Below are 15,443 nucleotides of genomic sequence, written 5' to 3' on the forward strand. Positions count from 1 at the left end.
GGCACCGACGCCAAACGGGGAGCCGGTGCCTGAACCGGGAGGACGCTTAGCGGTAGCCTGCGGCTTCCATTGCATCATTGGTGATTGCCTGAGCCTTAGCCAGAGCTTCGTCAATGGACTGCTGGCCGGCATAGGCAGCCGAGAATTCCTGGCTCACCTCTGTTGCAATGCCTGCAAACTCCGGGATTGCTGCGAACTGAATGCCGACATAGGGGCTTTCGTTCACTGTGGAGTTGTTCGGATCAGCCGAGAGGATGGAATCCAGTGTCATCTTCGCGAACGGAATGTCCTTGTAGTTCGGGTTCTCATAGAGAGAGGTCCGCGCACCCGGAGGAACATTCGCCCAGCCTTCCTTGGCAGCGACAAGCTCAATATAGCTCTTGGAGGTCGCCCACTCGATGAACTGCTTGGCAGCATCGGTTTTCTGTGTGCCAGCCGGAATGGCCAGTGCCCACGCCCAAAGCCAGTTGGACCGCTTGCCCAGGCCCGTGTCAGGAGCAAGGGCAAAGCCGACCTTGTCTGCTACGGTGGAATCTTTCGGGTTGGTCACGAAGGAGGCTGCCACTGTGGCGTCAATCCACATGCCGCACTTGCCTTGCTGGAAGAGCGACAGGTTTTCGTTGAAGCCGTTGGTCGCGTATCCTGGAGGGCCGGATTCATCCATCATGCCCTTGTAGAATGTCAGGGTTTTCTTCCAGGGCTCCTGGTCGAAGGTTGCGTTCCACTCCATGTCGAACCACTGGGCGCCGAAGGAGTTGGACATTGCGGTGATGAATGCACCACCTTCGCCCCAACCGGCCTTGCCACGCAGGCAGATGCCGTTGATTTCAGCGTCCCGATCGGTCATGGCCTTTGCCGCAGCGCGGATGAACTCCCATGTCGGTGCGTCCGGCATTTCCATTCCGGCCTTCTTCATCAGGTCGGTGCGGTACATGATCATGGAGGACTCGCCATAGAACGGGGCCGCATAAAGCGTTCCGTCATAGGACAGGCCGTTCGCCATCGCCGGAAGAATGTCGCCAACATCATACTCCTCGGAAAGGCCGTTCAGCGGAACGAGCCAGCCGTTCTTGCCCCAGATCGGGGTTTCGTACATGCCGATTGTCATGATGTCGAATGCACCGCCCTTGGTGGTGATGTCGGTCGTCACGCGCTGGCGAAGGACGTTTTCCTCGAGGGTAACCCATTCCACTTTGTGACCGGTTTTGGTCGTGAAATCGTCGGTGAGACCCTGCATGCGGATCATGTCACCGTTGTTCACGGTGGCAATCGTAATCGTGTCTGCTTGGGCGTTTGCAGCGGCCAAGAGGCCAACCGCGGTTGCTGCGCAAAGTACGCTCTTCAACTTCATCAATTTCCTCCCAGTGATTGAATATCACTAAACGGAAGGTAATTACAAAATTGTCGCGACGTCAATATAAATTTTACGCGCGATAAATTTTTAGGCTGAGTCTCGCAGGATCAAACGTGCTTGAAACAGGGTCTCTGTTCGATCCTTAAATCGGCCGCCGCTCTCAATAAGTTGAAAAAGCGTCTCCACGCTCCGGTTCGAAACACTTTCATAATCGTGTGCTGCGGTGGTCAGGGACGGGCAGGTGAAACGGGCAAAAGGATGGTCATCGTTGGAGGCGACCCGCAAGGATGCATCGGCACCCCGACCAACCTTAATGCCCAGCTCGTAGCAGGCTGACAGAAAGCCAATGGCGAGGCGGTCATTGCTGCACAGGATTGCATTTGTTGGCAGCTTTTCGGTGCCGAGCACCTTCAATGCTCCGTTTCGACCGATTTCTTCAAATGCCCACCCTTGCCCGTCCACCTTGATGACATGAGGATCCAATCCAAGTCGTTCCATCATCTGCAGATAGGCGATCCGTCGTTTATTGGCGTTGGGGTTGGCCGGTGTTTTCATCTCGAAGAAAATGGGAGGCTCTCCGGTCCGGGTCAGATACTCCACAGTCTGGGATACGAAGCTGAAATTGTCCGACCCGACAAAGGCCTCCCCGATACCCTCAAGATTGCTATCAAACAAGACGGTTGGTACATCGCTGCAAAATTTCTCGATTTCGGACTTGTTGGACGCGCGGCCCAGCGGTGCAAAAAGAACACCGGCGGGGCGCAGGCTCCGCAAACTGTCCATGATCTCCAGTTCGAGTTTTTGTTCGCCGTGCGAACTATAGAGGGTCGGCCGGTAACCCACCTGAATGCAATGTTCTTCCAGATTGCGGGCAATTTCCGCAAAGAACGGGTCGGCCAGATAGGGAACGACAATTCCGATGTTCTTTGTGAGTTTCCGGTTCTGGTTGATGGCGAAAATGTTCGGCCGGTAGTCGTGCTCTTCCAGCGCCGCTTCAATACGGGCCCGGGTTGAGGAGCGAACGCTTGACGGATCATTGAAGTATTTCGAGACGGTCGGGCGGGAGATGCCACTGATTGCGGCAAACTCTTCCATATTCCTGATTTTCGTCCCGCTCATCAAAAAACTCCTGCCGGAAAATCGATCATGGAATCTTTTTTACAACAAATTTCCGCGCGTAAAAATGAAACTTGCCAAAAAACCTGCGGACTAGGCGGAATTGGTAGCCAAGGCACAGAAAGATCGGGCAATTTTGATACCGGTCATCACCTGATGAAGAAGCTTTTTCTATTTCGTTTCCTGCAGGCCATAACCGGAAAAACTTTTCATGGCCTCGGCTATCGCATCGTTGCTGAGGATGATTGGTCCGCCGATCTGCAGGCTGAGGTAATATTGCTTTGCGATGGCTTCCAGCTCGATTGCCCGCCACATCGCCTTGGCCATGCTCTCGCCAAGCGTGATCATGCCGTGGTTTGCAAGCAGGCATGCCGTGCGATCTTTCATGGCTTCAATGGCAAGGATAGACAGCTCTTCCGTTCCAAAGGTCGCATACCCCGCGCAGCGCACGTCCGTGCCACCGAAAGCGGCGATCATGTAATGGCAGGCCGGGATGGGGCGCCGGGTAATAGCCAGCGTCGTGCAATAGGTTGGATGCGCGTGGACAACAGCATTGGCATCAGGTCGCTCTCTCAGCAGCTTTTGATGGAACCGCCATTCTGTCGAGGGTTTAAGTGGTCCCTCATAGGCCCCGCTGGTGTCGTCCAGAGCGACGGATGCGACCATGTCGGCGGTCATTTCGTCATAGGGGGTTGCAGAAGGGGAGATCAGCATAAGGTCGCCGAAGCGGACGGAGATATTCCCCGAGGTTCCCTGATTGATGCCGCTGGAATTCAGCTCCCTGCATCGGGCGACAAGCTCGTCGCGCAGGGCCTTTTCAGCCTTGGTCATGGTCAGTGCCTCCTCGCAAGCGCGGATCGCCGTCACGAATAGACGAGCGACTGGATCTCGTAATCTGCCTGTATGTCGGTTGCCCCGGTGCTGGCCTGGACGCCGCCGCTTATCAGGAGCGTCTGGCAGCCGACTGCCCGACCTCCCGCAATGTCATGGTGGGGGCTGTCGCCAATCATCAAGGTTCTTGCAGGAGCAAAGCCGGGAAGCTGTGCCAATCCCGCCTGAAAGATTTCCGGGAATGGCTTTCCGACCAGTTCCAGCGGCCCATCGTCAGCCCGATAATCATCAGCAACAACCCCAGGACCGAACCCTATCGCGCCATTAGCATACATCATGTGGTCCGGATTGGCGCAGATGGCAGGCACACCCTTGCGCGCAAGGGGTTTCAACATTTCGCGGTACTCATCGCGCGACCGGTTTTCCGGAACAACCCCGCTGATCAGAACGAACTTGATGTCGTCACTGACAGCCGTGCGAATATCGAAGCCAAAACCGTCCAGAACGCTCTGATCCCGATCCCGCGAAAGATTAAGGACGGCATCTTCTCGCTGCAAGGCGCCGGAAGAAACGCGGTCTTTAATCAGGTCACGGGCGAGTTCGCCGCTCGTGACAACAGCGCCGATCAGGTCTTCGGTAAACCCGAATTCGGCAAGCCTGCGGATATTGAGATCCTGTGTGCGCCCGGAATTGGTCAGGGCCACGATCGGTTTTTCCGCTGCCCGAAGCGCCTTGAGACAATCAAGTGCCCCTTCGAAAACGGCTTTGCCGTCATGCAGAACGCCAAACTGATCGATCAGCACCGCATCAAACTGGTCGATGATTTCGTGAAGGCCGGAAATCCGCTGCGTCAAAAGGAAGGTCTCCAGAACGAAGTCGGGCAGGGTGTCGATGATGCCGCTTCATTCCTGCGATAGCGCACGCCTGCCAAATCCGCAACGTTGCTCATGCGTCCTGTGGCCAAAAGGCGCAGAAAACAGCCAATGCGACTGCGGCGCGTTAGCTCCGGCCCGAAAAGAGCGAGCATGAGGGACTTGACTCTCAGATCGGAATCTAATTAGTTCGGTAATAGAACGAACTAATAGAGGCAACACCTTGGCGGACCCCTCAAACATTTCCCGGCGCATGTCCTTGAGCGCGATTGTTCAGGCGATCACCAGCTATGGCCCGATTTCCAGAGCGAGCGTGTCGAAGATCACCGGGCTGTCCAAGCAGACGGTGTCGGAGATCGTCGGAAATCTGGAAGAGGACGGTTGGGTTCGTACAATCGGGCGCACCGAGGGTCATGTCGGGCGCCGGGCAGTTGTTTATGAAATTGTTCCTGATGCAGCGTCTGTCGCGAGTGTGGACCTTGGCGGCACGAAGGTGCGGGTCGCAATCTGCGATCTGACCGGGGCAGTCATGGCCGAGCTGGTTGAGCCCACGAGCAAGAACGGCGGCATCGCAGTCATCAATCAGGTGGCGGATCTTGTTGAGCGGGCCAGCCTGAAAATATCCGGCAATGCAAAGCAGCCCCGGATCGCGGTCATTGGCGTTCCCGGAGTGCCAGACCCGGCAACGGGCCGCATCCTGATGGCTCCCAATATTCCTGGCATTGACCAGGTCGATGCCCCGCAGCTTTGGCGTGAGCGTCTGGGCATTGAGGTCTTTGTCGAAAACGATGTGAACCTTGCAGCGCTGGGCGAGCACTGGCTGACAAAGGCCAATGCAAAGGACGACCTCATCTACCTCTCCATCGGAACCGGTATCGGTGCAGGTATCGTGATCGGCGGTCAGTTGCTGCGCGGTGCGGGTGGAGCGGCCGGTGAGATTGGCTATCTTCCCTTTGGCAAGGACCCGTTTGAGCCTGAGAGTCTGAAGACCGGCGCGCTGGAGCGGGTCACCGCGACCCACGCCATCATCGAAACTTTCGCGGAAAAGACGGGCGAGAAAAAACCGGTTCCCGAAATTTTTGATCTGGCCGCTTCTGGGAATGTGGCAGCAGACGAGACGCTGGATTTCGTAGCGCGTCAGATTGCCCGGTCCATAGCAACGCTCGCAGCTGTGCTTGATCCCTCGCTTATTGTCGTGGGTGGTTCAATCGGTGCGCGGCAAGAGCTTCACGAGCGTGTCAGTCAACACATCAAGGGCTGCTTTCCTCGTCCGGTGCCGGTCGAGATTTCCGCTCTCGGCAACCATGCTGCTCTTGCAGGAGGGGCGGCAATCGCCCTTTCGAAATTGCATCTCTCCCTCTTTACGGCAGGTCTTAAGGGCGTTGAGATCGAAACGCCTCCGCCCGCCGTCGAAGTATTCACGCGGGGGGCAGCGTGATGAGTGCCGACTTTCTGAAAAACCTGACAGACGCGCAGGATCGCGACGCGGACCTGATACTTCTGCAGCAGGCCATCGGGATTGACAGCATCACCGGAAATGAAACCGAATTCGCGTTGTTCCTGAAACGTCAGATGGCGGAGCTCGGACTATCCTGCGGTGAGGGGGGATTCCTTCCCGGACGCCTGAATGTCTGGGGCGAAGAGCCGGAGACCGCGAAAGAGGGGCCGACCCTTCTCTTTGTCGGGCACACGGACACAGTTCATGTGCGCGGCTGGCAGGAGGCGCGCAAGGGCACGGCCCTGGAGAATCCGTTCTCTGGCGCCCTTGTTGACGGGGAAGTCTGGGGGCGCGGAGCATGCGACCTGAAGGGCGGCATCTGCGCAGCGCTTTCGGCCTATCGCCTGTTGCAGTCTGCCGGTATTCGCCTGAAGGGCAAGATGTCCTTTGCCTTCATCGGGGACGAAGAGAGCGGCGAGCCGGGAACCGGCGTCAGCGCCGGGGCACATGATCTGGTTCGCCGGGTCACCGCCGGAGAAATCTCGCGACCGGATTTTGCCGTCTATGTCGAGCCGACGAAGCTGGATGTCTATACGGCTCAGATCGGCTTTTTCATCGCCGACATCACGATCACGGGCAAATCCGCCTATTTCGGAACGCCGGAACTGGGGATCGACGCCCTCAAGGCAACCCACGCCATCCTCTCTGGCATCTGGGCGCACGAGGCTGACCTTGCCGCAGGCCCAAGCCATGATCTGGTTGGAGCGTCATCGATCCTTGTGACCGACATCAATGGCGGCGGGTTCATTGCCGTTCCCGGTGAGTGTCGTCTTTCGCTCATTCGCAAGCTGCGTCCGGGAGAAGATCTGGACGATGCCGTGGCTGCATTTGAGCAGGCTGTTTGCTCGGTACAGCTTGAGGACGGGATTGGTCTTGAGATTGCCTATCCGGCTGGCCGCGATCATCGCTTTGGTGGTTCGCCGGTCGAAATTCCAAAAAATAATGAGGCGGCTAATCTTTTGGCCGAATGCGTCAGACAGACCGTGCCTTCGGCCGGCGCAATAGGCGGTGCGCCTTACTGGTCGGAAATGCCCTTTCTGGTGAATGCCATCGGCTGCCCGACGGTCTACTGCGCGCCCGGCGACATCAGCGTCGCGCATACGTTCGAAGAGCGCATCAATCTTGAAAGTTATCTGGCAGCGGTCAGGGCGTTTGCCCTGTTCATCGCCAGCTATTGCGGAGTGGAGAACGGCCCGAAATAAGCCGGTCCCGAGTGGAGGAAAATGTAATGAGTATTTTCAGGAAAGCCTTGGCAACCACAGCACTGCTTGCGCTGACCAGCGTGTCGGCTCTTGCCCAGACGGTCGGCCCGAACGGTGAAAGCGCGACGCCGACAGCCTCGGTTGTTGTGCCGGATGCAAGTGTCGATGCTGTCAAGGCAGCCAAATACAAGGCTGCGCTGCTCTGGCACGACCAGTCCGACTTCGTGAATGCGGTCACGTCTGGCGCGTCCGACGAGTTTGCGCGTCTCGGCATTGAAGTGGTGGCGACGACCAGCGCCGGGTTCGACGCAGCCAAGCAGCGCAGCGACATCGAAACCGTTCTGGCCAAGGAGCCGAACATCATTCTCTCCCTGCCGCTGGACCCGGTCACGTCCGCAGCCGCCTTCAAGGAAGCCCGCGATGGCGGTGTGTCGCTCACCTTCCTGTCCAACCTTCCGGCAGGCTATGAGCATCCGCGCGATTACGCGGCTATCGTAACGGACGATCTGTTCCAGATGGGCAAGCAGGCTGCCGATGCGCTGGCTGCAAGTATGGGGAACAAGGGCACGGTCGGCTGGATCTATCATGATGCCGAGTATTATGTGACCAATCAGCGTGACAACGCGTTCAAGACGACGATCGAAAATGACTATCCGGAGATTTCGATTGTGGCCGAACAGGGTATCAGCGACCCGGCACGCGCCGAGGAAATCGCCAATGCAATGCTGCTGAAGAACCCGGATCTTGGCGGCATCTATGTCACCTGGGCTGGCCCGGCAGAAGGCGTTCTTGCCGCCTTGCGTTCCAACGGCAACAAGACAACCAAGATCGTCACGCTTGACCTCTCCGAGCCGGTTGCGCTCGACATGGTCCGCGGCGGCAATGTTGCAGCCATCGTTGCAGACGAGGCCTATGAACTTGGCCGTGCCATGGCGGCAGCGTCCGTCCTGCGCCTGCTTGGCCAGGACGTTCCGCCTTTCGTGGTTGCTCCTGCAGTTACTGTAACTGCGGATAACGTGGCCGAGGGCTGGCAGAAGTCCCTCAAGATCGATGCTCCCAAGAGCGTCCTCTCCCAGTAAGACACATCGGCGGGCCGGATTGGCCCGCCACCTCTTCCCGCTTCAAGTTCGGATATAAAGATGACCGCGTCCGCATCGCTGTTGCAGCGCATGGATCTGCAACGCTCCGTGATTTATCTCGGGTTTCTGGCGATTTTCCTGTTTTTTGCTGTCACGCTGCACGACGACGGGTTCCTGACCACGCGCAACCTGACAAACATCGTGTTGCAAACAGCCCCGGCAACGGTCATGGCCATCGGCCTCGTGTTTGCGCTGTCTGCCGGGGAGATAGATCTCAGTTTCGGTTCTGTTGTTGCCGTGTCGGCTCTCACCGCCGCCGTGGTGCTGCAGTCCTACCCGTTGGCCGTAGGTGTGCTGGCAGGCCTTGGGGCCGGCATTGCGATCGGGGCTTTCAACGGCATTCTCGTCGCCTATTTCCGCCTGCCATCCTTCCTCGTCACGCTCGCCACGATGGGTCTGTTTGCCGGGATTGCGCGATCCATGACGGATCTGCGGTCCATCCCGGTCTTGAACGACACGTTTACCGGCATCTTCGGGTCCGGCGACCTCTTCGGCATTCCGTCTCTGGTGCTCTGGACCATTGTTGCCGTGATCATCGGTCATGTGGTGTATCGCAACACCCGCTTTGGAGCGCATGTGGTGGCAACCGGGGATAATCCCCGCGCGGCCCAGGTCTCGGGCATCAAGGTCCCCCGTGTACGTTTTGCCGTTTTGACCCTGTGCGGGGCGACTGCCGGTCTTGCAGGCCTGCTCTATTCCGGACGTCTGCAGGCTGCAAAATACACGCTTGGCGAAACCGATCTCATGACCGTCATTGCGGCCGTCATTGTCGGCGGCACGGCGCTCAATGGTGGCAAGGGCTCGATCATCGGCGCTCTCCTTGGCTGCCTGTTGATGGGCATGCTGAACAATGGCCTCATCCTCATGGGCCTTGAGGTCTCCGACCAGATGATCGTGCGCGGTCTCATCATCCTGATCGCCGTTGCCGTTTCGCTCCGCGATACCAGCCGCTAGAGCACGTCTCGCATTCACTGAATCACTCGATGTGCTCTAAATATCTGATTTGGCGCATTCCCGGACGGCGAACCGGTATCCACTTCGCCTGGAAATGCTCTAACGCCCGAGGTTTTCATGTTTCTCGACGTATTGATCCGCCGCAATCCAAAGTTCATCGAAGCGGCCATGAAACTCCACCAGGATGGAAAGATCCCGGCCAACGCTTATGTTCTTGATCTGGATGCGGTGGAACGCAATGCACGCAGCTTCAAGTCCGAGGCAGACCGGCACGGCTTGAAAACCTTTGCCATGACCAAGCAGGTGGGGCGCCATTCCGGCTTCTGCGAGGCGGTCATGAAGGGCGGTATCGAGCGATCTGTTGCCGTGGATATGGCCTGCGCCGTGGCGTGTGATCGGGCTGGCCTCAAGACCGGCCACCTCGGTCATCTGGTGCAGATCCCGCGTGGGGAAGCCGCCTTTGCAGCGTCCCATCTCAAGCCGGACTACTGGACCGTTTTCTCGGACCAAAAGGCCAGAGAGGCAGCCGACGCTTCAAAAGCGGCCGGGCGAACACAGAACCTGCTGGCACGCATCCAGACCGAAGGCGACACGTTTTATCGCGGTCACGAAGGCGGCTTTCCTGCCGAGAAAATGGTCGCGGTTGCGGATCTGCTCGACGCGTATGAAGGCGGCCGGTTCGCCGGGGTCACCACGTTCCCGGCACTGCTCTTTGATCAGGAAACGCGCAAGGTGAAGCCAACCCCGAACCTTGCAACCCTTGCCCGCGCCGCCGAGGCGCTTGCAAAGGCTGGGCGCACAGGCATCGAGATCAACGCGCCCGGCACGACGTCTTCTGCTGTATTGTCAGCTCTTGCCGAGGCCGGTGCCACACAATGCGAGCCCGGCAATGGCCTGCATGGCACGACACCGCTTCATGCCGTTGAAGACCTGCCGGAAGATCCTGCGGTTCTCTATCTCTCTGAAGTCTCGCACCACCATGGCGGCAAGGCGTATTGTTTCGGCGGAGGCCTCTATATCGATCCGGTCTTCCCGAAATATCAGGTGAAGGCATTGGTGTCCCCTGAGCCCACGTCGAACCGTTCCGCGCTTCTGGACGTGGAAATTCCGGATTATTCGGCCATCGACTACTACGCGATGATTGATGCAGCCGGACCACGCAATCCGCAGCCCGGCGAAACGGTTGTCTTCGGCTTTCGCGGGCAGGCGTTCGTCACACGCGCCCTTGTGGCCGGTGTGCGCGGGATCAGCACCGGAAATCCGGTCGTCACCTCGATTGAAAACGGGTTTGGCGACAAGGTTGCATGGCCGGGAGTAGGCGCATGAGCGAGATCCAACCGGTTCTGGCCCTGACCAATATTCACAAGGCCTTTGGCGGCGTCGTCGCGATCGAGGATTTCTCCCTTGATTTGCATCCCGGCGAAATCGTCGCGCTTGTCGGTGACAATGGCGCGGGGAAGTCGACCCTGATCAAGATCATCTCGGGCGTTTACAAGCCGACATCCGGCGAAATCTGCCTGTCGGGCGAAACATCCCAGTTTGCCGATGCCAGCGAGGCGCGGGAGAAGGGGATCGAGGTCGTCTATCAGGACCTTGCGCTCGCCGACCATCAGCCCGTCTACATGAACCTGTTTTTAGGGCGCGAGCTGACCAAGCCTCCTTTCGGCCTGCTCGACAAGGCCCGCATGCGCCGCGAAACCCAGGAACTGGTGGACGAACTGGATGTGCGCATTCCTTCGGCCAGTTCCACGATCCGCGATCTTAGCGGTGGCCAGCGTCAGGGCATCGCCATTGCACGGGCAACGCACTGGGCAAGCAAGCTCGTCCTCCTCGATGAACCAACGGCCGCTCTCGGAGTTGCCGAAACGGCGAAAGTGGAAGAGCTCGTCCTGTCGCTCAAGAAGAAGAACCTTGCCATCCTGATCATCAGCCACAGTCTGGATCAGGTGTTCCGCTTGTCAGACCGCATTTGCGTATTGCGCCGGGGAAAGCAGATCGGCGTGCGCAAGACGGCGGATACCGACAAGAACGAGATCGTCTCGATGATCACGGGCGTTGCCTGAGCCTTCTTCGCGCTTCAGGCTCCTAGCCTCATTGAAAGATGGCGCTGAGGATCTCTTGAAACTTGTAGGCGGGGCCTGAAAGGCCCCGATCCTCACTTGAAAGAAGACAAAGATTGCAGGTGCCGATGTCGCGCGGGTCCATCGCCAACCGCTTGTAGCCTGCGATCTGCCGTGGACGGTCGCGGCTTTCTGCCAGAACTTGACAACCGACAAGTGGCAGGTGAGAGAACTCCAGATGCCCGGCGACGTCCGGCCCGCAATAGTTGCGCTGTACATCGACGCGAAAACGCTCGCAGGCAGCCAGCATTCGGGTGGTGACTTCCGTGCCAACCGGCGGGAGGACAAGGCGCATGTTCTGGAGTTCGTAAACCTTCAAGGCACCAGACCGCCCGAGCCCGATACCGTTCGGAACAAACGCGCTGAGCTCAAGGTCGCGAGCATGCAAGACGTTCAATCCTCGGCGCAGAACAGGATTGACGAACATGGCAAGGTCGAGGCTGCCATCGCGTAGCTTGTCGAACAGGTGTTCCTGACCGATCTGCTGCATTTCGATATCGACATTTGCATTGTCGCGCTGAAAGTCGCTGATCAGGGAGCGAAGGCCATCGGTGTTGATGTCCTGCGAGACGCCAAATTTGACGCTGCCGATGCTCAGGCCACGGATATTGTTGATCTGGTTGCGCACCCGTGCAAAACCGGAGAGCTGGCTCAAGGCATAGGCGTAGAAAATTTCGCCTTCCGGCGACAGGCGCACACCGCGTGTCAGTCTCTCGAAAAGCTGGATATCGAGGTCAAGTTCCAGCGTCTGGATATGCCGGTTCAGGGCTGACGGGGAAATCGCCAGAGTGTCCGCAGCACCGCGGATCGAGCCGCTTTCGACAATGGCCTTCACATACCGAAAACTCTGAAGGTGACGCATGGTTTTTGCCTTTCCTGTCAGCATTACCTAGCAAGTGGTGCAAAAAACGCAACGGTAAGGTCAAAACATTGCGGCAGACTGCACCGCAATTATCGGATTACCTCTCTCCCAGTCTTCCCAAGACAGCCCGTGAAGGCGCCCTCCCAGGCCTTCATCAGCAAACCGAGAGAGTGAAAAAGATGAAGCAGTTTGTACTTGCAGCCGCGCTATTTGCCTCGACCGCGATGTCATCCGCCCATGCCGATATCAAGGTGGGTGTCCTGCACTCGCTGTCCGGCACCATGGCGATTTCCGAAACGACCCTGAAAGACACCATGCTCATGCTGATCGATGAGCAGAACAAGAAGGGCGGCCTGCTGGGTGAGAAGCTTGTGCCTGTTGTGGTTGACCCCGCCTCCGACTGGCCGCTGTTTGCCGAAAAGGCACGTGAGCTTTTGAGCGTTCAAGAGGTGGACGTCATCTTCGGCGCGTGGACATCCGTCTCCCGCAAGTCAGCCCTGCCGGTTCTGGAAGAGCTCAACGGCCTGATGTTCTACCCGGTCCAGTATGAGGGTGAGGAAAGCTCGAAGAACGTGTTCTACACGGGCGCCGCACCAAACCAGCAGGCGATCCCGGCCACCGACTATTTTCTGGAGGAACTGGGCGTCGAGAAATTTGCGCTTCTGGGCACCGACTATGTTTATCCCCGCACGACCAACAAGATCCTTGAGCAATATCTGAAGGACAAGGGCATCGCTGCCGAGGATATCTTCGTCAACTACACGCCCTTTGGTCATTCCGACTGGTCAAAGATAGTGGCGGACGTGGTCGCGCTCGGGGCTGATGGCAAGAAGGTCGGCGTGATCTCGACGATCAATGGCGACGCCAATATCGGCTTTTACAAGGAACTGGCTGCTGCCGGTGTTTCTGCAGACGACATTCCGGTCGTGGCCTTCTCTGTCGGGGAAGAGGAACTGTCCGGTCTCGATACCAGCAATCTCGTCGGTCACCTCGCGGCCTGGAACTACTTCCAATCGTCTGACAACCCGGCCAACGCCGAGTTCGTCAAGGCATGGAAGGCCCGCATGGGTGAGGATCGCGTGACCAATGACCCGATGGAAGCGCATTACATCGGGTTCAACATGTGGGTGAATGCCGTTGAGAAGGCTGGCACCACGGATGTCGATGCCGTTCGTCAGGCAATGTACGGGCAGGAATTCCCGAACCTGACCGGTGGAACAGCTGTCATGCTTCCCAATCATCACCTCGCCAAGCCGGTTCTCATCGGCGAAATCCAGGCCGATGGTCAGTTCGATATCATCAGCCAGACCGAGGAAGTACCGGGCGACGCATGGACCGATTTCCTGCCGGAATCGGCAGTCCTCAAGTCGGATTGGCAGGAGCTCGGGTGCGGCATGTACAACACCGAAACCAAGACCTGCGTGCAGCTGACATCCAACTATTGATGTCTTGAAGCGGGAGCCGGGGTATCCCGGCTCCCGCCAGTCACGCCTAACAAAATCGGTCCCTTCCCTGCATTTTCGATTGATCAAGAAAGACATCATGCTGCGGCTACTGGTTTCGCTTATTGTTTTCGTCCTTTTCATCGGGCCGCCTCAAGCTCAAGAGAGTGGCCTGCAAGCTGTTCTTCAAAACAACCAAAAGGCGGTGGAGCGGGCGTCCAGAAAAACGGTTGATCCGCTTCTCGACGCGTTGGTGGCAAGTCGGTCTCCCGCCGTCCCACAGTTTCTGGAAAAGTGGCGTGCCAAGGATGTTTGGCTGAACCAGAAAGACGGCCTCTTTTACTACCTCAAGTCAGAGAAGACAGATCCCGTTACCCTTGTTGACATCGAGACAGGCGAGGCTGTGGGAACTGCTCCCAAGGACGACATGAAGCAGCTGAAGCCCAATAGCGGCGTCAGGGAAGTTCTGGCCTCGGCACTTGTTCGGTTCCAGCTGCAGGCAGATGACAAGGCCCGCCGGATTGCCGCCGTCAGCGCCATCGAGAGATCCGCTGAACCACAGCATCTCGATGCCCTGCGCAAGGCCGCTGCGGCAGAAGCAGACGCGGAGCTGAAACTCCGCATGGATCGTCTCGTGCGACTGCTTGCCATTCGCTTTGATCCTGATCCGGCTCAAAGGGTGGCCGCAATCCGCTCTTTCGCATCAAACACGGCGGTCGATGTGCGGGCGGCTCTCAATCCCTTGCTCGCCACGACAATCGTTGTTGCAGACAAGATGCCCGAAGGGGTCAATCTGGCGCGCCGTCTCACGCCCGGCGCAAATCTGTCCACCGAAGCAGCCTATGATCTTCTGGTCGAGAAGGGCCTCGCACCGGCAAAACTGACCCGCGATGTTCGGGACAAGGCCTTGCTGGCGCATCTTCAGAACGAAAATGTCGCCGGTATCCCGAGGGCGGAGCTCAATACGGAGGCAGCCCGATCCGAAGCCTATGCCCTGCTTGCTGAAAATGGATTGGTTCCGCCGCCGGTCACGCAGGCCGAAATTCGGGAGGCTTTGGAGGCGCATGTTTTCCTCGAGGTTTATGCCGAATCAGACGCGACGGTAACGAATGCGGCACGCGAAAGCCTTGCCTCGATTGAAAACCGCGTAGATCTGTACAGGTCAATTGACCTTGGCCTCGATGCCCTCTCGCTCGCCTCGATCTATTTTCTGGCCGCCATTGGCCTTGCGATCACTTTCGGTGTGATGGGTGTGATCAACATGGCCCACGGCGAGTTCATCATGATCGGCGCCTATACCGGTTATGTTGTCCAGCAGGTCATCCCCGATTACACGATATCGATCATTGTCGCCCTGCCGCTGGCTTTCCTCATTGCCTTTGCTGCCGGCGTTGCACTGGAGCGGCTGGTGATCCGCCATCTTGTCCACCGGCCTCTGGAAACGTTGCTGGCGACTTTCGGCATCTCCATTGCCTTGCAGCAACTGGCGAAGAACATCTTCGGCACGCAGGCGCGGCCGCTGACCTCTCCGGCATGGCTTGATGGGGCCTGGGTGATCAACGACGTCATCTCCATCAGCCTGATCCGGATCGCGATCTTTGTTCTTGCACTCGGGTTTCTGGGGTTGCTGATCTTCATTCTGACACGCACGCGGTTTGGCCTTGAGGTCAGGGCTGTGACGCAAAACCCGCGCATGGCCTCGTCGATGGGGATCAATCCGGACAGGATCAACATGCTGACTTTCGGATTGGGGTCAGGGATCGCGGGGATCGCCGGTGTCGCCATCGGTCTCTTCGCCAAGGTCACGTCCGAATTGGGCTCCGCCTATATCGTGCAGAGTTTCATGACCGTGGTGGTCGGCGGTGTTGGGAATATCTGGGGTACGCTGGCAGGAGCGGGCATGATCGGCAGCCTGCAGAAGGTGATCGAGTTCCTGAACCCGTCCAACACGCTCGCCGCCCAGACCTACATGATCATCTTCATCATCATATTCATTCAGTTCCGGCCAAAGGGCATCATCGCCCTGAAGGGCCGCGCGGCAGGAGACTGAGCT

The 15,443-nt window shown here is 58.0% G+C and carries 13 protein-coding genes; 8 read left to right on the forward strand and 5 right to left on the reverse strand.

The window, feature by feature from the left end:
• Positions 1 to 46: 46 nt before the first annotated feature.
• The 4 genes from F0155_RS07015 to F0155_RS07030 form a co-directional block, all read right to left on the reverse strand.
• Positions 47 to 1,351 (reverse strand): ABC transporter substrate-binding protein, encoded by a 1,305-nt coding sequence (locus F0155_RS07015; protein WP_150523783.1) that lies wholly within the window; start codon positions 1,349 to 1,351, stop codon positions 47 to 49.
• A gap of 90 nt (positions 1,352 to 1,441) precedes the next feature.
• Positions 1,442 to 2,473, reverse strand: coding sequence for a LacI family DNA-binding transcriptional regulator (locus F0155_RS07020; protein WP_150523784.1), 1,032 nt, complete (start codon positions 2,471 to 2,473; stop codon positions 1,442 to 1,444).
• 168 nt (positions 2,474 to 2,641) lie between these two features.
• Positions 2,642 to 3,301, reverse strand: a complete 660-nt coding sequence (locus F0155_RS07025) for a class II aldolase/adducin family protein (RefSeq protein WP_150523785.1) — start codon at positions 3,299 to 3,301, stop codon at positions 2,642 to 2,644.
• A 32-nt stretch (positions 3,302 to 3,333) separates the two neighbouring features.
• Entirely contained in the window at positions 3,334 to 4,155 is an 822-nt protein-coding gene (locus F0155_RS07030; protein WP_161599764.1) for a TIGR01459 family HAD-type hydrolase, read from the reverse strand.
• 241 nt (positions 4,156 to 4,396) lie between these two features.
• On the opposite strand from F0155_RS07030, the gene F0155_RS07035 reads away from it, so the two are divergent.
• The 6 genes from F0155_RS07035 to F0155_RS07060 all read left to right on the forward strand — a co-directional run bounded on the left by F0155_RS07035 (position 4,397) and on the right by F0155_RS07060 (position 11,029).
• Positions 4,397 to 5,611, forward strand: coding sequence for an ROK family transcriptional regulator (locus F0155_RS07035; RefSeq protein ID WP_150523787.1), 1,215 nt, complete (start codon positions 4,397 to 4,399; stop codon positions 5,609 to 5,611).
• The gene (locus F0155_RS07040) at positions 5,611 to 6,873 is read left to right on the forward strand and encodes a M20 family metallopeptidase (RefSeq protein WP_150523788.1); all 1,263 of its coding nucleotides are present in this window, start codon (positions 5,611 to 5,613) and stop codon (positions 6,871 to 6,873) included. Before F0155_RS07035 ends, F0155_RS07040 begins: the two co-directional genes overlap by 1 nt.
• A 26-nt stretch (positions 6,874 to 6,899) precedes the next feature.
• The gene (locus tag F0155_RS07045; protein WP_150523789.1) at positions 6,900 to 7,952 is read left to right on the forward strand and encodes a substrate-binding domain-containing protein; all 1,053 of its coding nucleotides are present in this window, start codon (positions 6,900 to 6,902) and stop codon (positions 7,950 to 7,952) included.
• Between the two features lie 60 nt (positions 7,953 to 8,012).
• Entirely contained in the window at positions 8,013 to 8,966 is a 954-nt protein-coding gene (locus tag F0155_RS07050) for an ABC transporter permease (RefSeq protein ID WP_150523790.1), read from the forward strand.
• A 117-nt stretch (positions 8,967 to 9,083) separates the two neighbouring features.
• Positions 9,084 to 10,292: an alanine racemase gene (locus F0155_RS07055; protein ID WP_150523791.1), complete on the forward strand. Its 1,209-nt coding sequence runs from the start codon at positions 9,084 to 9,086 to the stop codon at positions 10,290 to 10,292.
• Positions 10,289 to 11,029: an ATP-binding cassette domain-containing protein gene (locus tag F0155_RS07060; protein ID WP_150523792.1), complete on the forward strand. Its 741-nt coding sequence runs from the start codon at positions 10,289 to 10,291 to the stop codon at positions 11,027 to 11,029. The genes F0155_RS07055 and F0155_RS07060 overlap by 4 nt, the downstream gene beginning before the upstream one ends.
• 28 nt (positions 11,030 to 11,057) lie before the next feature.
• Here the strand turns inward: F0155_RS07060 and F0155_RS07065 are convergent, their stop codons facing one another.
• Complete coding sequence (locus F0155_RS07065) at positions 11,058 to 11,948, reverse strand: LysR family transcriptional regulator (protein ID WP_161599765.1); 891 nt, start codon at positions 11,946 to 11,948, stop codon at positions 11,058 to 11,060.
• 179 nt (positions 11,949 to 12,127) lie between these two features.
• On the opposite strand from F0155_RS07065, the gene urtA reads away from it, so the two are divergent.
• Positions 12,128 to 13,393, forward strand: a complete 1,266-nt coding sequence (urtA, locus tag F0155_RS07070) for an urea ABC transporter substrate-binding protein (protein WP_150523794.1) — start codon at positions 12,128 to 12,130, stop codon at positions 13,391 to 13,393.
• A gap of 97 nt (positions 13,394 to 13,490) precedes the next feature.
• Positions 13,491 to 15,440 carry an urea ABC transporter permease subunit UrtB gene (gene urtB / locus F0155_RS07075; RefSeq protein WP_150523795.1) on the forward strand — a complete coding sequence of 650 codons (1,950 nt, stop codon included), beginning with the start codon at positions 13,491 to 13,493 and terminating at the stop codon, positions 15,438 to 15,440.
• Positions 15,441 to 15,443 lie beyond the last annotated feature (3 nt).

It is taken from the genome of Roseibium sediminis (assembly GCF_008711325.1).
GTDB classification, from domain to species: Bacteria; Pseudomonadota; Alphaproteobacteria; order Rhizobiales; family Stappiaceae; genus Roseibium; species Roseibium sediminis.